16 protein-coding genes are annotated in these 16,347 nt (G+C 59.3%); 7 read left to right on the top strand and 9 right to left on the bottom strand.

The window, feature by feature from the left end:
* Positions 1 to 165: 165 nt before the first annotated feature.
* Positions 166 to 1,326, bottom strand: a complete 1,161-nt coding sequence (locus tag BY454_RS02995; protein WP_104415150.1) for a GNAT family N-acetyltransferase — start codon at positions 1,324 to 1,326, stop codon at positions 166 to 168.
* Between the two features lie 165 nt (positions 1,327 to 1,491).
* On the opposite strand from BY454_RS02995, the gene BY454_RS02990 reads away from it, so the two are divergent.
* From BY454_RS02990 to BY454_RS02975, 4 genes are all read left to right on the top strand, one after another.
* Positions 1,492 to 2,097: a YigZ family protein gene (locus BY454_RS02990; protein ID WP_104415149.1), complete on the top strand. Its 606-nt coding sequence runs from the start codon at positions 1,492 to 1,494 to the stop codon at positions 2,095 to 2,097.
* A 71-nt stretch (positions 2,098 to 2,168) separates the two neighbouring features.
* On the top strand, positions 2,169 to 2,696 hold the full coding sequence (locus BY454_RS02985; protein WP_104415148.1) for a DUF4136 domain-containing protein: 528 nt from the start codon (positions 2,169 to 2,171) through the stop codon (positions 2,694 to 2,696).
* A gap of 26 nt (positions 2,697 to 2,722) precedes the next feature.
* On the top strand, positions 2,723 to 3,073 hold the full coding sequence (locus BY454_RS02980) for a translation initiation factor Sui1 (RefSeq protein ID WP_104415203.1): 351 nt from the start codon (positions 2,723 to 2,725) through the stop codon (positions 3,071 to 3,073).
* A gap of 49 nt (positions 3,074 to 3,122) precedes the next feature.
* Positions 3,123 to 4,376, top strand: coding sequence for a D-amino acid dehydrogenase (locus BY454_RS02975; protein WP_104415147.1), 1,254 nt, complete (start codon positions 3,123 to 3,125; stop codon positions 4,374 to 4,376).
* A gap of 15 nt (positions 4,377 to 4,391) precedes the next feature.
* Here the strand turns inward: BY454_RS02975 and BY454_RS02970 are convergent, their stop codons facing one another.
* From BY454_RS02970 to BY454_RS02945, 6 genes are read right to left on the bottom strand one after another with little or no spacing between them, the layout of a single operon-like run.
* A complete protein-coding gene (locus tag BY454_RS02970) occupies positions 4,392 to 4,724 on the bottom strand; it encodes a Na+/H+ antiporter subunit G (RefSeq protein ID WP_104415146.1) in 333 nt (110 codons plus the stop codon).
* 16 nt (positions 4,725 to 4,740) lie between these two features.
* Entirely contained in the window at positions 4,741 to 5,010 is a 270-nt protein-coding gene (locus tag BY454_RS02965) for a K+/H+ antiporter subunit F (protein WP_104415145.1), read from the bottom strand.
* Positions 5,007 to 5,495 (bottom strand): Na+/H+ antiporter subunit E, encoded by a 489-nt coding sequence (locus tag BY454_RS02960; RefSeq protein WP_104415144.1) that lies wholly within the window; start codon positions 5,493 to 5,495, stop codon positions 5,007 to 5,009. The genes BY454_RS02965 and BY454_RS02960 overlap by 4 nt, the downstream gene beginning before the upstream one ends.
* Positions 5,495 to 7,012, bottom strand: coding sequence for a monovalent cation/H+ antiporter subunit D (locus BY454_RS02955; RefSeq protein ID WP_104415143.1), 1,518 nt, complete (start codon positions 7,010 to 7,012; stop codon positions 5,495 to 5,497). The genes BY454_RS02960 and BY454_RS02955 overlap by 1 nt, the downstream gene beginning before the upstream one ends.
* The gene (locus tag BY454_RS02950) at positions 7,009 to 7,380 is read right to left on the bottom strand and encodes a Na+/H+ antiporter subunit C (protein WP_104415142.1); all 372 of its coding nucleotides are present in this window, start codon (positions 7,378 to 7,380) and stop codon (positions 7,009 to 7,011) included. The genes BY454_RS02955 and BY454_RS02950 overlap by 4 nt, the downstream gene beginning before the upstream one ends.
* Positions 7,380 to 10,181 (bottom strand): monovalent cation/H+ antiporter subunit A, encoded by a 2,802-nt coding sequence (locus tag BY454_RS02945; protein ID WP_104415141.1) that lies wholly within the window; start codon positions 10,179 to 10,181, stop codon positions 7,380 to 7,382. Before BY454_RS02945 ends, BY454_RS02950 begins: the two co-directional genes overlap by 1 nt.
* Positions 10,182 to 10,573: 392 nt before the next feature.
* Between BY454_RS02945 and BY454_RS02940 the strand changes: the two genes are divergently transcribed.
* The 3 genes from BY454_RS02940 (at position 10,574) to BY454_RS02930 (ending at position 13,798) form a co-directional block, all read left to right on the top strand.
* Positions 10,574 to 11,539 (top strand): acyl-CoA dehydrogenase C-terminal domain-containing protein, encoded by a 966-nt coding sequence (locus BY454_RS02940; protein WP_104415140.1) that lies wholly within the window; start codon positions 10,574 to 10,576, stop codon positions 11,537 to 11,539.
* Between the two features lie 181 nt (positions 11,540 to 11,720).
* Positions 11,721 to 13,361, top strand: a complete 1,641-nt coding sequence (locus tag BY454_RS02935) for a methyl-accepting chemotaxis protein (RefSeq protein ID WP_104415139.1) — start codon at positions 11,721 to 11,723, stop codon at positions 13,359 to 13,361.
* Positions 13,362 to 13,429: 68 nt separating this feature from the next.
* On the top strand, positions 13,430 to 13,798 hold the full coding sequence (locus tag BY454_RS02930) for a DUF4870 family protein (RefSeq protein ID WP_258075542.1): 369 nt from the start codon (positions 13,430 to 13,432) through the stop codon (positions 13,796 to 13,798).
* A 30-nt stretch (positions 13,799 to 13,828) separates the two neighbouring features.
* Here BY454_RS02930 and BY454_RS02925 read toward each other — a convergent pair whose 3' ends face one another.
* Positions 13,829 to 15,157, bottom strand: coding sequence for an MFS transporter (locus BY454_RS02925; protein ID WP_104415138.1), 1,329 nt, complete (start codon positions 15,155 to 15,157; stop codon positions 13,829 to 13,831).
* 84 nt (positions 15,158 to 15,241) lie between these two features.
* Positions 15,242 to 16,339 carry a DUF1513 domain-containing protein gene (locus tag BY454_RS02920; protein WP_258075541.1) on the bottom strand — a complete coding sequence of 366 codons (1,098 nt, stop codon included), beginning with the start codon at positions 16,337 to 16,339 and terminating at the stop codon, positions 15,242 to 15,244.
* Positions 16,340 to 16,347 lie beyond the last annotated feature (8 nt).

Below are 16,347 nucleotides of genomic sequence, written 5' to 3'. Positions count from 1 at the left end.
CGTTGCGCTAATTCGATATGGAACCACCATACCTTCATTAGCACGCCTTGCTCTCAACGCTCTCAGTGGCTCAGTAGGTCAACGAATTAACCAGACGGGACACTAGCATCCAGCCAGAGCAGCCGGATTAAATTCCGGCACTGGATGCTTGAGGGTGCTGTGGCCTTATTCTACCTGCTTAAACGGCAGGAGGGCCCTGGCCTCCTCGTAGTAGGCCTGCACGTGCTCCGCTTCTTCGTCGATGAAGTTGGCAATGGCCTCCCGAAACGCCGGGTGTCGAATCCCGTGCCAGGAATGCGTGATGACTGGCTCGAACCCGCGCACCAGCTTGTGCTCGCCCTGGGCGCCGGCATCAAAGTGGGACAGGCCCAGCTCTAACGCCAGCTCAATGCCCTGGTAGTAACAGGTTTCGAAATGCAGATGGTCGTATTCCTCCAGGCAGCCCCAGTAGCGCCCGTACAGTGTCGTGACGCCGGACAGGAACAGGGCGCCGGCAATCATTTCTCCGTCACGGAGCGCCATAACGATGTGAAGATGTTCCGGCATGTTTTCCCGCAACTGCTCGAAGAAAGTCTGGTTCAGGTACGGGCGTTGGCCCCGTTTCAGGTAGGTGGCGCGGTAGAATACGTAAAATGCGGAGAGCACCGAATCGGGAATGTCCCGCCCGTGAAACCACCGAAATGAGATGCCTTGCCCGGTAACCTGTCGACGCTCCTTGCGAATGGATTTGCGCTTGCGGGAGGTGAGTGCGCCCAGAAAGTCCTCGAAGCTCTCGTAGCCGTGGCTATGCCAGTGAAACTGGCAGCCGGTGCGGTGCAGTTCGTCGGGATGGGCCAATAATTGCTGGTCCGCGGAATCCGGATACAGCAGATGCCAGGAATGGGCTCCCAGACGCTCGACCAGGCTATCCAGCAGGGAGTGCAACGTCTCAGCCGTCAGTTCGTCCCTCAGCCATGGCGCAAGCAGAAGTCGTGGCCCCTGGGAAGGCGTGAACGGAATGGCGATCAGCAGCTTGGGATAATAGGGCAGCCCGTAGCGTTCATAGGCGTCCGCCCAGCCCCAGTCGAACACGTATTCACCCCGGGAATGGCTCTTGAGGTAGGCCGGAGCAACGCCACAAATTTCCCCGTTCACCCTGAACACCAGATGGCTGGGTGTCCAGCCGGTGGCCATGGTGGTGCAGCCTGAATTCTCCAGCGCCTGGAAAAACTCATACCGGAGAAACGGGTTGGTATGTCCGGCCAGTCGTTGCCAGTCCCGTTTCGGGATATCGGTAATACGAGGATGGGTCTCCAGTGTGATCTCAACGGAATCGGGGTTCGCCATGATGAATACGTACTCAGTGAATGGTCCCTACACCATACGACAGAATCCGCTTGCTGATCACTGCCCCATCAGGACGGGCGAAGGATCGTGATAGACTGACGTGGATTAGCGGAAAGCGAAGCGGTGGTGCCGGATGTTGCTGGTAGAGATTAATGGTTGAAACGCATGAGTAAAGATTACCCCATACCCGCCGGGTTCCTGGAGCGGGAAACGGAAATCAAGAAAAGCCGTTTTATTGCCCGGGTGTATCCCGTCAGTGATCGTGACGAGGTGCGCGAGCATGTGGCCCGGGCTCACCAGGAGTTTCCGGATGCCCGGCATGTTTGCTGGGCCTACCAGATAGGTCGCCCCGGTTCGGCTGCCGAAGCCGCCATGAACGATGATGGCGAGCCTTCCGGCACGGCTGGCAAGCCCATCCTGAACGTGATTCAGCATAAAGACATGGGCGATGTGCTGGTGATCGTGATCCGCTATTTTGGTGGCATCAAGCTAGGCGCCGGTGGCCTGGTGCGAGCCTATGCGGGTGCGGCAGAGAGCGTGCTCTCGGAGGTCGGGCGTGAGGTTCAGCAAACCCGCGCGCAGGCCCTGCTGAGGTTTGATTTTGCCGATGAGCAGCCAATCCGCCACTGGTGTGAAAATAACGAAGGTGTGGTGGAAGAGATAGGCTATGGGAGTCAGGTTCAGGCGACCATTTCACTGCCTGAAGCCGGGGTCGATGATTTCTCGGCTTTCTGTGAGGCCCGCAAGCTGGATTACCGTTTCGAAACCTGAACCGCTGGCCACTCATGCGGAGCTTGATCGTCGTATACTGTGGAAAATGCATCCGATTAGGAGGCACCAGCATGCGTTCCCTGTTTCTAATACTGGCTACTGTGGTGCTGGCTGGTTGTGCCGCCAGCAGCGTCACCGATTACAATCCGGCGGTTGTTTACAGCCAATACGATAGTTGGGCGTTCGCACCGAAGGCCGAAGAGGGTGGTTTTACATCCCTGGACGACCGGCGAGTGCGTGAAGCCATCCGGCGGGAATTCAGGCTCAAGGCCATGAAAGAGCTGCCGGCGGACGAAGCCGACCTGCTGGTGGACTGGCGGATTGTTCAGGAAGAGCGCCTGGAGCAAAGTGGTGTGGGTCTCGGCTTCGGTTTTGGTTACGATCATTTTGGCTGGGGTGTTGCCGCGCCACCGCCCGTGCGTGAAATCACCGAGGGTAAGCTGGTTGTGCGCTTTGCCGATCGGGAAACCGATGAGGTGGTCTGGCAGGCGGCAGGCCGGCGTTACCTGAATGAAGACCAGTCCCCGGAAACCCGTCGTAAAGTGATCGATGAGGTTGTCTCGGACATGTTTTCCAAATACCCTCCGGACAGCAATTGAGTAACTGACGGAGACCGAGTGTGGGCATGAAAAAACGAGGCGGTCTGGTTTTCTCCACCGAGCAGGGGCGCATGTGTCCCGAATGCCGGAACCCGGTGGATGAGTGTACCTGCGGCCAGGAGTCCGCGCCCAAGGGTGACGGGATTGTGCGTGTCAGTCGCGAAACCAAGGGCCGCAAGGGTAAGGGCGTGACCCTGATTACCGGTATTCCCTTGGCGGAAAAAGAACTGAAAGCCTACGCCAAGGTGTTGAAAGGCAAGTGTGGTACCGGCGGTACCGTGAAAGACGGCGTGGTGGAGATTCAGGGTGACCAGCGCGATGTTCTGGTGCCCTTGTTGGAGCAAAAAGGCTGGACCGTTAAGCGAGCTGGCGGCTAAGAGCCAACTTTCATTTCTTAATCAGCAATCTGGGAAGGAGCAAATAAGCATGCGGATACTGGTCATGGGCGCAGGTGTTGTGGGAATAACCACGGCCTGGTATCTGCAAAAGCAGGGGCATGAGGTAACGGTCATTGATCGCCAGAATCAGGCGGCCCTGGAGACCAGTTACGCCAATGGCGGTCAGATCTCGGTGTCTCACGCCGAGCCCTGGGCCAACCCCGCCGCTCCGATGAAAATCCTCAAATGGCTGTTCAAGCCGGAGGCGCCTTTGCTTTACCGGCCCAAGGCCGACCCCTATCAATGGCGTTGGAGCCTTTCCTTCCTCACCCAGTGCACCTCGGCCAAAGCTGCTCACAACATTCGCCAGATGGTTAACCTGGGCACCTACAGTCGCCAGCAGCTGCAGGCGCTGCGTGCCGATACCGGTATCGAGTACGACCATCTGGAAAAAGGCATTCTGCATTTCTACACCAACCCGGCTGAATTCGAAGCGGCCCAGGAACCGGCCCGTATCATGCGGGATCTGGGCTGTGACCGGCAGGTGATCGATGCTGATCGGGCTGTGGAGTTGGAACCGGCCCTGGCGCCAGCCCGCCAACAAATCGTGGGTGCCACCTATACCGCCGATGACGAAAGCGGGGATGCCCGAAAGTTCACCCAGGGATTGGCGCGCCGATGCGAAGAGGCCGGGGTCACCTTCCTGTATGGCACCGAGGTACTGGATTTCGAGAGAGCGGGTGACCGGATACTGGGTGTGCGGGTGTTGAAGGAAGGCAAGCATCAGACCCTGCGGGCCGACAGCTATGTGCTCAGTCTTGGCAGCTTCAGTGCCGTGCTTGCGCGCAAGCTCGGCCTTTTCCTGAATATCTATCCGGCCAAAGGATATTCCATCACAGTGCCGGTGAAAAACGATGAGGCGGCCTTCAACGTCAGCCTGACGGACGATGAGTACAAACTGGTGTATTCACGCCTGGGAGACCGCATGCGCGTGGCCGGCACCGCCGAGTTGAACGGCTACACTCGTACCCTGAACGAAACCCGTTGCCGGGCTATTGTGCGCCGGGCGGCGGAAATGATGCCCGAGGCTGGCTTCTGGGATCAGGCCGAGTTCTGGACCGGCCTGCGTCCGACCACACCGTCCAATGTGCCCTACATTGGCAAAAGCCATTTCTCCAACCTGTACCTCAACACCGGTCACGGCACCCTGGGATGGACCCATTCCTGTGGTTCCGCGGCTGCCCTGGCAGACATTGTGGCCGGGCGCCGGCCCGACGTGGATTTCAGTTTCTCGGGACTTTAGTCAGTCCTCAGGAGATCACTGCTCCCAGGGATTGCCCTCGGTGGAATCTGTGGTGCGCACGCCCAGGTGCATGGCCGCTTTGGCCAGCATGTTGGCGCTGACCGGGGCGGTCAGGAACAGGAAGACGGTAATGAGGATTTCGGAAATCCCGAGGCCCTGGTCCGTGCTGGAAAAGTAGATCACAGAGCTGAGCATGATAGCGCCCACCCCCAGGGTGGTGGCCTTGGTGGGGCCATGCAGGCGTGTGAAAAAGTCGGGCAGACGGGCGAGGCCCAGCGCGCCAATGAGGGTGAATGCGCCTCCGATGAGAAGCAGTCCGGAGATAAGGTATTCGCTGAACAGACTCATGGTGATGCCCTCCGGGTTACTCGATGACGCTGCCGCGCTTGAGGTATTTGGCCATGGCCACGGTGCCAACGAACCCCATGACGGCAATCAGCAGCGCTGACTCCTGATACATGCGAGTGCCAAGCGTGATGCCCAGCAGGATGATCAGGGCAATGGCGTTTATGTAAAGCGTATCCAGTGCCAGCACGCGGTCGGCAGCGTCCGGCCCGATGATCAGGCGATACATGTTCAGCAACGCCGCCAGGGTGACCATGGCAATGGTGATATACAGGGCAATGGTCATCATTGGAACATCTCCATCAACGGCTTTTCGTAACGTTTATGGATGGCATCGATCACCTCCTCGCTGCTTTCTGCGTCCAGCGTGTGGATTAGCAGTATCCGTTGGTCATCGCTGACATCGGCACTGACCGTACCCGGCGTTAGCGAGATTGTGCTGGCGAGAATGGAGATGGCCAGCGGGTGTTCCAGCTGCAACGGGTAGCACACAAAGATCGGTTTTGGCTGGCGTGGGCTGAGGATCAGCTTTGCCACCGAGATGCTGGCAACCACAATGTCCCACAGCAGCACCGCCAGGTACATGGGCAAGCGTCTGGCCTTTACGAAGGCCGGTTTCTCCGGCCAGAAGCCCTCGGTGATCTGTGGAATGGCCCAGGCCAGAAGTAGCCCCATCACCACGCTGGCGCCGGAGATTCCCTCGCTCAGGAACTGCCAGGTCACGAACAGTATCAGGCTGAGCCAGGGTTGCGGAAAGCGAAGACGGTCAAGCATCAGTTATCCTCCCCAACCATCGGGGCGTCCAGTATTTCCAGATAGGCCGATGTATCCAGCAGCTGGGCGGCAGCCGCATCCGTGTACTCGTTAATCGGACCCGCGAGGGCCACGATTACTATGGATAGCGCGGTCAGAGCCCCGGCGGCAAAGGAGGTTGGCCAGTGTTGCTCGTCCTTGGCTTCCAGGTGTCCGTCGACCGTTCGCCAGAAGACAATGCTACCGGCGCGGCTGTAGGCAACCACCGTCAGGAAGCTGCCAATGAGTATCACGGACCAGAGCCAGGCCATGTTGGCGCCGGGTTCCACCGATTTGAGAATCAGAATCTTGCCAAAGAAGCCGCTCAAGGGTGGCAGGCCGGCAGCGGCCACGGCACCCACCATGAACAGTGCGCTGAGACAGGTCCGGTGACGCATCTTGGGCGCGGTGATCAGCCGATCCGCCGCACCACCACGGTTGCTCGCAATCAGGGTGGCGACCAGGAACAGACCACCAACGGTCCAGGTTGTGCTCAGCATGTAGAACAAGGCCGCGGAAATGCCCTCCCGTGAGCCCAGGGCAATGGGAGCGAGCAGGGTGCCGACGGAGATAATGACCTGCCAGGCAATCAATGAACGCAGGTTGTTGGCGCCCAGGGCACCAATAACCCCCATGGCGAGGGTGATCAGCGCCAGCGGGAACAACCAGTCCATACCCAGGTTGGCCAGCTCGCCTGCGTCATCGCCGAAGACCAGCAGGTAAACCCGAATAATCGCGTAAACACCCACTTTCGTCATGACGGCAAACAGCGCGGCGACCGGCGCGGTGGCATGGGCATAGGCCTTGGGCAGCCAGAAGCACAGGGGAAGCACCGCAGCTTTGAGGGCAAACACCACCAGCAGCATCATGCCGCCAGCTTTGACCAAATGAAGGTTTTCACCGGTCACCTGGGGGATTTTGACCGCCAGGTCGGCCATGTTCAGGGTGCCCGTCACGCTGTAAATCATGCCAACGCTGATCAGGAAAATCGCCGAGCCTACCAGGTTCAGGACAACGTAGTGCAGTCCAGGCACGGTGCGAGCCGTACCGCCGCCGTGCATCAGCAGGCCGTAGGAGGCGATCAGCAGGACTTCAAAAGCAACGAACAGGTTGAACAGATCGCCGGTGAGGAAAGCGATGTTCAGGCCCATCAACTGGAACAGGAACAGGGTGTGGAACTGGCGGTTGCCTTCATCGGCGCCGCCCAGAGCAAACAGGTGACAGAACAGCGCCAGCACCGACGTCATCACCAGCATGAACGCTGCCAGACGGTCCAGCACCAGCACGATGCCGAAGGGCGGTTGCCAGTTGCCGAAGGCATAAACCCGATAGCTGCCATCGTCTGCCATGAACAGCAGCCCCAGTGTGGCAACAACAATCAGAACCGTGGTTGCCAGCGCCAGGGTACGGCGCAGTGACATGGGAGCGTAGCCCATGAACGTCTGCAGGATGCCGCCAAGTAACGGGATCAGGATGGGTGCGGTAAGCCAATGGTTCATTTGCCCGTCACCTCTCGCTCCAGTTTGCTGGTGTGGGCGTCCTGTTTGGGTTGTTTGCCATCGACATGGTCATCGTCGTTATCCGCCAGGTTGCGAAGCGCCATAACGACGAGGAACGCGGTCATGGCAAAGCCAATAACGATAGCGGTCAGTACCAGGGCCTGGGGCAGTGGGTCGGTGTAGTTGTCGGTGCTTCCCAGAATCGGTTGGCCGCCTGTTGTCAGTCGGCCTGAGGCAAACAGGAACAGGTTGACGCCGTATGACAGCAGGGTCAGGCCCATCACCACCGGGAAGGTGCGTGCACGCAGCAACAGGAAAACACCGGTTGCGGTCAGTGTGCCAATAACCAGGGCAAAAACTAACTCCATTATGATCTCTCCCGGGGACTCTTGATCGCCGAATGGGGGGAAAGTCGACCAATGCTGACCAGGGCCAGCAGCGTGGCTCCAATGACGGTCAGGTATACGCCGAGGTCGAAAATCATGGCCGAGGCCACCTCAAACTTACCCACCACTGGCCACTTGATGTAGCTGAAGGTGGATGTCAGGAAGGGGTAGCCAAAGATGAAACTTCCGACGCCGGCCAAGGTGGCAAACATGAGGCCAAGGCCAATGACGTTGTGGTATTTGAAGCGGATGCGGTCTTGCGTCCAGACCATGCCGCTGGCGATGTACTGAACCACCAGTGCAACGGATGTGATCAGACCGGCGATGAACCCGCCTCCCGGCATATTGTGGCCACGCAGGAAAATATACGCCGAAACCATCAGCGCCAATGGCAGCAGGGGCCGGGCCAGTTGCTTGAGCATCAATGGATGCGAATCGCGCGTCCAGGCATGTCCCTGGCCATCACTGGGAGGCGGGGTCAGGGCGGTGTCCTTGAGCATGGCGTAAATGCCGAGGGCGGCAATGGCCAGGACGGTAATCTCGCCGAGGGTATCAAAGCCCCGGAAATCCACCAGAATGACGTTGACCACGTTGGTGCCACCGCCGCCGGTTTTGCTGTTTTCCAGGAAGAAATCGGAAATCGAGGCGAACGGTTGGGTCAGCATCGCCAGGGTGATCAGGGTCATGCCAATGCCGGCCACCAGAGCCAGAATGACGTCACGTGTGCGGCGTGCGGCCAGGCTCTCTCTCGGGGTCCAGGACGGCATGTAATAGAGCGCCAGCATCAGCAGGACAATGGTCACCACTTCCACGGACAACTGGGTCATGGCCAGGTCCGGGGCCGAAAAGCGGGCAAAACCGAGGGCTACCATCAGGCCCACGACGCTCAGCAGCACCAGGGCAATGAACCGTTCGCGATGGGCGAATGCGGTGGCTAGGGCCGAGACAATCAATATCGCTGCGCCGATGCCGGTGGGCCAGTCAACCGGGGACAGTCCACTTTCACCGACAAAGACGCCCAGGCTCAGTATCGGAACGATGGCAACGGCAATCACGCTGACGATCAGCAACATGCTGTACCGTTGCAGCGATCCGTTCTCAATGCTGCCAGTGAACTTGTGGGCCAGATCGGCAAGCTGTGAGGCGACCTTGTCAAAAATGGCTTTTTCGTCGATCTCCCGGAACCGGGCGTGAAGCGCGAAGAGCTTGTGACGCTGGCTGTACATGACCAGTCCGCCGATAAAGGCGCCAATACTCATCATCAGTGGCAGGTTGATGCCGTGCAGGATGGTCAGGTGATATTCAGGCACCTGACCATCCAGGGTGGCGTAAGACGCAGCATAGAGCAGAGGACCAACGGAGAACGCCGGGAACATGCCCACCATGAGGCAGGCAAACACCAGAATTTCCACCGGAATCTTCATGTAACGTGGTGGTTCGTGGGGCGGGTAAACCGGCAGGTTGACCGGGCTGCCGTTAAAAAAGACATCGTGAATGAAGCGTGCCGAGTAGGCCACCGCAAAGATCCCGGCCAGGGTGGCTACCGTGGGTGGCAGCCAGGTAAGGAACGCCGGCAGGTTTACGTGCAAGGACTCGGCAAAAAACATTTCCTTGCTCAGGAAGCCATTGAGCAGGGGCACACCGGCCATCGATGCCGCTGCGACCATCGCCAGGGTGGCCGTGTGCGGCATGAAGCGCCACAGGCCATTGATGCGCCGCATATCCCGGGTGCCGGTTTCATGGTCGATGATACCGGCTGCCATGAACAGGGACGCTTTAAAGGTGGCATGGTTGATCACATGGAAAATGGCAGCGACCGCCGCTAGCTTGGTCCCCATGCCCAGCAGCAGGGTGATCAGGCCCAAGTGGCTGACAGTGGAATGCGCCAGCAGGCCCTTGAGGTCGTGTTTGAACATGGCGACATAAGCGCCCAGCAGCAGGGTGGCCATGCCGGTAAAGCTGACCATGTAGAACCACTGCTCGGTACCGGCCAGCGCCGGATACAGCCGCGCCATGAGGAACACGCCCGCCTTTACCATTGTGGCCGAATGCAGGTAGGCCGACACCGGGGTGGGTGCCTGCATGGCATGTGGCAGCCAGAAATGGAACGGGAACTGGGCGGATTTGGTAAAGGCACCCAGCAATACCAGCGTGAGCGCAACGGGGTACATCGCATGGGCCTTGATCTGGTCACCCGCGGCGAGCACCGCATCCAGTTCGAAGCTACCCACGATGTTGCCAATAATGAGGATGCCTGCCAGCAGGGCCAGGCCACCGCCGCCGGTCACCGCCAGTGCCATGCGAGCGCCCCGGCGGGCATCTTGCTTATGGTTCCAGAAACTGATTAGCAGGAAGGACGTGAGGCTGGTCAGCTCCCAGAAAATCATCATCAACAGCAGGTTGCCGGACAGCACGATGCCCAGCATGGAGCCCTTGAAGCACAGCAGCATTGCATAGAACTTGCCGATATTCTCTTTCTTTTTCAGGTAGTAACGAGCGTAGAGAATAATCAGTATGCCGATGATCAGGATCAGCAGGGAGAACAGCAGTGCCAGGCCGTCGAGTCGAAAACTGAACGACAGGCCAATAGCCGGCAACCAGTTGAGGGTATATAGAACGCTGCCTCCATCGGCAACCGTTTCCCAGTGGGGGAACAGGGCTGCCAGACCGATCAGGGCTGGTACGGACGAGGCTATGGCAATCGCCGTCCGTCCGCCCTGAGCGAACAGTGGCGCAATCAATGCGCCCAAAAAAGGCAGAAATACAACCAGCGGTAGCGACATCGCGATCTCGTAATTGGTGTTCGTTGGCGTGATTCGTCCAAAAATACAACGCAGACAGAGTTTAGCCCTGTGAATGCTGTCATGCACAGCATTGCGGGACAAACACGGTCTGGCAAATCAGATCGCGGCGGGCGGGTCCTGAAAGTAAGGCAGGCGGCCACGCTGGCGTACGATGTCGTCCGTCAGCAGGAAATCAGGCACATGTTGGCAGCCGGTGGACCTTACGGTCATGGTTGCTCCGATGATGAAAATGGGATCGTTGATAATACGTAGACCACTGCCGAGGTCAAGTAATCTTGCGACTTTTGTCCTGCCTTCCGGCGCTAATTCTGCCTTTCCTCAGACCCTTGGCTGTGAGAGGCTTGGTGCGCCCATAAATAGGAGGGAGAACCATGACCGCCACGGCCCTTGATCGTCGGGACCTGGAATTTCAGATACGCGAAGTGCTTGCCGACAGTCTGTTGGTTCACAATCGCCAGACCGGTGATGCCCTGGAAGTGATTTATGCCGCCGCCGACCGGATGGCCAGTCAGCCACTGGCACGGGCCTTCAGCCTGGTTACCCGGCTATATAGTGACTATGTCGATGCGCTGGCCTGGGCCCGGGAGCATTACCAGCCGGTATCACCCCAGCCTGATGACGAAGAGCAATCCCTGGAGCCGATGATTGCCGATCCGGGTGTACGCCGGTCCCTGCTGTCCCGCAAAGCGATGTGTGAAGGCGGGCTTGCCCTGTGCCTTTATGGCGCGGACCTACTGACACAGAAAAACGAACATCCCGAGGCTGACCAGCAGAGCGAAGCGGAGAGCCTGTTTGCCTTGTTGGCCCCGATCATGGCCGGATGGCCGGCGCAGCTGTTTCCCGGTGATGAAGAGGCAGGGCAGCGAGCCCGTTCCTCAGCCCGTGATCTGTTGGGCCGTGCAATCTGGCGGGATCAGAGCCGTGGACTGCAACGATTGATGCATTGTGTTCAGGTGGATCTTCAGGCCGCCGAGGCGGAGCCCTGCCAGCAATGGGTGTTGTCTCTGAGTGAGACGCTGCAACAGGCGGTGAAAGTAACGTCTTCTCTGGGCAAGTCCCTGGTCAACGGCGATCAGGATCAGGTGCTGGCCAATGCCCATAATTACCTGAGGTTGTTCGGGTATATTGTGATTGCCTGGATGTGGTTGCGACAGGCCAATGTGGCCGCCAGGGCATTGCCCGGTGCAACCAGCGAAGCCGACCGTGACTTTTATCTGGGCAAGCTGCAGGCGGCCCGGTACTTCTTTCACTGGGAGTTGCCAACCGTGGCCCAGGATCTGGTGCTGTTACGAAATCAGGACGACACCTGTCTGGCCATGCAGCCGGAATGGTTCTAGCGATCCACGAAGATCCGGTTCAAGAAATGTCGGTGTTGGTCGTTATCTGTTTCACAAGGCCGGGAATGGGTGTCCGCACCCACTAAAGTATGAGTTATTAACATCTGTCATTTTATTAATCTCGAATTTGGCCTGAAATAATAAACACTTGCATTCTGCAAAGATAAAAGAAGAGGGCGCCATGGGTTTAGTCAATCGTGCTGCTGCGATGTTGGGACTGGTTATTGCCATCGGATTGGCGGTTGTCTGCGGGTTGGTTGCACCGCTGATAGGCTTGGATGCTGTCTCCATTGTGGTGGGTCTGGTCATCGGTCTGGTAGTAACGGCTGGCTATGTGATGGCCCGGGTCCTGGCGCCGATTCAGCAGGGCGTTGCCGACCTGAATGCCCGTACGCTCTCTGAAGACCATCCTCTTTACAGCCAGTGTGAAAGCCTGTTGTCCGATGCCAAGGCCGGTCGTGCTCTGCTTGATACACTCTCTGACAGTGCTGACCAGAACGCCATTTCTGCCGCCGAGGTATCCTATGCTGCCGACCAGGTGAAAAAACGCCTGGACCAGCAGGTGGAAGAAACCGCCCAGATGGCGGACCACGCCGGTCGTATCACCGATTCCGTCCACGAGTCGTCCGAGCAGGCAACCAATGCCGCCGCCATGGCCCTGCAGAATCGGGAAGTTAGTGTGCAGGGGCGCGAAGCACTGATAACGGCCATTGAAAGCGTGCGGGAGGTTCATCAGCAATCCAGTGAGAACCTGCGCCTGATCCAGGAGCTGAACGACAAATCCACCAAGATCCAGGGCGTGACCTCCACCATCCAGGGCATTGCCGAGCAGACCAACCTGCTGGCATTGAATGCTGCTATCGAAGCCGCTCGGGCTGGCGAGCAGGGCCGTGGTTTTGCGGTCGTGGCAGACGAGGTCCGGCAATTGGCGGGTCGGACCGCCCAGGCGACTGGCGAGGTGGCTGAGACCCTGGAGGAGATCCAGAACGACACTACATTGATCGTTTCCCGCATCGAGAGTCTCGCCCAGACCGTTGAAGCCGGACTGGCGTCGGTGGAAAGTGTGGGTGGCCAGTTGGACCAGATTCGTGATCAATCGGATCGTGTGCAGGAGCAGGTGTCCCGGATCGCCGAAATTGACCAGGCAAACGAGCAGAGTCTGGGGCAGGTGTTTAGCGCCATTGAGACCGTCAAGGACCACATTTCCGAGAGTGACAGTAGTGTTGCCTCCCTGGCGGACCAGGCCGGCAAGCTGATGGTGTTGGCGGAAAAGGCCAACGCTGCTTTCGCGCTCAACAGTGCGCAAAGTTACCACCGCCCTTTCTTTGAGAAGGCGAAGTCTGGTGCTGAACAGATTGGGAAGCTGTTTGAACAGGCAGTCGAGCAGGGCAAGCTGAGCGAATCAGCCTTGTTCGAGAAGAAGCGTGATCCCGTTCCCAATACCGATCCGCAGCAGTATTCCAGCAGCTTTGACCGCTACACTGATCAGGTCTTCCCGGCGATTCAGGAAGCCATCAAGAACGCCGATGATGCCATCGTGTTTGCCATTGCCTGTGCCCCCGATGGCTATGTGCCTACCCATAACCGCGAGTTTGCCAACCCGCCGACGGGTGATCGCGAGGTGGATCTGGTGAAAAGTCGCAGTAAGCGCCTGTTCAATGACCGAACCGGCATCCGCTGTGGCACCCACACCGAGGACATGCTGTTGCAGACCTACCGTCGGGACACCGGCGAGATCATGCACGATATTTCCGTCCCCATCTTTGTGAACGGCAAGCACTGGGGCGGCTTCCGGGTCGGTTACACGCCGGCCGGTCACTGACCTGCCGGCGGGCCTACCGGGTTCGAGCGGTGTGTTAGACTTCGGGTAAGTCCTGAAGGAGAGACACAGTGTCCGAACCCGATTTCATTCCCGCAGACAACGGTCGTCACATGCCGCGGGAGCCTCAGAATGCCCGCAACCTGACAATCGTGGTCTATATCCTCCAGGCCCTGTCCTTCTTTGTGGGCGGGATCACCGCACTGGTGGGCGTCATCATCAACTACGTCAAGCTCGATGAGGTGCGGGGCACCTGGCTGGAGCCTCACTTCCGTTGGCAGATCCGCACGTTCTGGATCGGGCTGCTGTGGATGATCATCGGCTTCGCCACCACCATGCTCATCGTGGGCTGGTTTATCCTGGCGGGCACCGCCATCTGGGTGATTTACCGGATCGTCAAAGGCGCCCTGGCGCTGAACGACGGCCTGGCGCCTCGCTAGTGTTCCGTCAGGCTAATTCCTTAAACCCGCTCAGTCTTCCGTTACTTCTTTCAGCCTGACCGCGCTGAGCATGCCGGCGAGCCCCATCAGCCCCAGTACCAGAATCACCGCAACGTCGGAAATCAGGGAGATGGCCGCAGTGAAAGCGCCGGTCACCAGCAATAACACACCAATGACGGTATTGCTTACCGCAGTGTAGTCGGTGCGTTTATTGCCCCCGGCCATGTCCACCAGATAGGTCTTCCGGCCCAGTCGCACGCCGGCGTGGGCGACGCTCAGCACGAAAAATGCGATTGGATAGAACCAGGCACCGCCAAATCCAGGCCCCAGCAGCAGGGCAAGCAGACCCACCAACAGGCAGATGCCGCTGGCCATGGCAGCACCGCGAATCATCACCCGGCGGCTCGAGGTGTCGGCCGCCCAGCCCCAGAAACTGGCGCTGACCGAACTGGCCAGGCTGCTGGCGAGCAGAAACACCCCCAGCATCCAGCCAATGTCGGATTCCTGTTGGGCCAATACCACGAAATAGGGTGAGGCCAGGGCCGAGCACAGCAGCAGTGCCCGGGTAATCACAAAATGGCGGAAGGGGGCGTCGTCGCGCAGCAGCGACAGGCTTTTTACCGCCTCGGTCAGGGCGTTACCGCCACCGCCGGTTTCCCCGGCGTATTCTTCCACGTTGGCAAACAGGGTGCCGGCGATGACCCACAGCACGGCGGCAAGCAGTAACAGGATGGTATAAAAGCCCACGCTGGGGTCTCCCCGGTCCCAGAACAGCAGCACCGTCAGAACGACGGTGGCGGTGCCGCCGACGGTGGTGGCCAGGCCTGAGAGTCGCCCACGGCGGGTCTTGGGAATGCACTTGCCCTGGACATCCTTCATGGCCACCGAGCAGAAGCCCCGGGCCAGGGAGAACACAATCAGCGCCGCAATGACCCCGCCACCGGCGGCGTAGCCCTCCAGAAACCAGATGCTGGCGGCCATGGCCACCACACTCACGGCCTGACCAAAGCTGCCTATCGTCCAGAACCCTTTGCGTACTGCTTTGCGGCGCACCCAGGCGGCAATCACCATCTGGGGCACCAGTGAGCCGGATTCACGGATGGGCACCAGCCAGGCCACCAGGGCAGGGGCGCCGACAGCGCTCATCAGCCAGGCGAGCACAGTCTTGGGGCTGATCAACAGGTCGCCAAGCTTGGTGAGTACGTTGGCGGCCAGGATCAGGAAAAAATTGCGGGGGACTTCCTGGCAGGCTTCTTCGGGGATGTCCTTGCAGACCCGGGCGTCTTCCTCATTGGCAATCAGGCCATAGAGCTGTTCGACGGGGTTGCGGGTGTTGTCTGACCGTTCCGTTGCTGGCAAACCGTTGTCCTCGTGCGAAGTGGTGCCCCAGCATAGCAATAACCCGGGGCTTTCTTAACAACGGCTTACGGCATGATCTGGAAATCAGACCAGGTGATGATCCCAATAGAGCGGCAAAGAAGCGAGTTCCCGCGGACGGTTGTCCCGGCCCAGCCGTACCAGCTTGCCCCGACCCGAGGATATCAGGAAGTCTCCGCCCGCCAGCGCCTGAACACCGGCGCAGTCGGGAATGCTGGCCCGGGCCAACAGCTTGCCCGTGCGACCTTCAAAGACAATGGCGGTGCCTCCCACCGGCGACGCAGCCGCCACCAGGTCGTTCTCGGGATGAGCAATCACGCTGGCGATGTAGTTGGCCAGTCTGGCCTGGGTCTCGTCGTCAAACCGGAATTCGCGCAGCTGGCCGTTTTCCAGTCGCGCCAGCAGGGGCAGGGTTTCATACAGCGGCCCCTGGTACTGGTAAGCCGCATAGATCTTTCCCTCACTGCTGACATCCACATGGCGCGTACTCTGGTGTGGATGTGGCGGGCGGAAACGACCGGTGATCCGGCCACTGTGGCGATTCACCAATATCAGTGCCGGGTCCATGGAATTGAGGTTCAGCTTGATGCGGTCGTAGTCGGGGTGGGTCAGGATGCCGCCCAGGCCAACCACGAGGGTTTCACCGTCCGGGTGAAGGGTCAGCTGGTGCGGGCCAATGCCGTTGAGTTCGAAGGCCCGGGCGCGTCGGTAGCTGTTGTTGGCATCGTAAACCGTGATAATGCCTTCGCCCGATTCGTAGCGGCTTCCGGTGGCGTAGAGCCAGCGGCCATCCGGTGAGAACACGCCATGGCCGACAAAGTGCTCGCCTTCAAGCGCCTGGATGTGGTGCTTGCGGGCCCCGTTGTTGGCATCCAGTACGTAAAATGACCAGCCTGGACGACGTTCAAAGAAAACCACTTCCTGGCCGCCGGGGCGGTTGCAGCCACTGTGCCCCCGGGTCGCCATTGGTGACTGCCAGAGCAGGGTGCCGTTCCGGTCTATGGCGCCAACCCCGAAACTGCCATCGGGCAGGCCGATGGCGCCCGAGTACTGCTCGGGCATGGCACCGGTTTTTCGGGGCAGCAGGTTGCAGCCGGTCAGTGTGGCAGAGAGGCTGCCCGCGATGCCGGCTTTCAGTAGCTGTCGTCTGCTCAGTTCCATCATGGCGAGCC

The organism is Marinobacter persicus (assembly GCF_002934325.1).
In the GTDB taxonomy this organism is placed as follows: Bacteria; Pseudomonadota; Gammaproteobacteria; order Pseudomonadales; family Oleiphilaceae; genus Marinobacter; species Marinobacter persicus_A.
The sequence above is the reverse complement of the archived record's forward strand: the minus strand, read 5'-3'. Positions and strand labels throughout refer to the sequence as shown.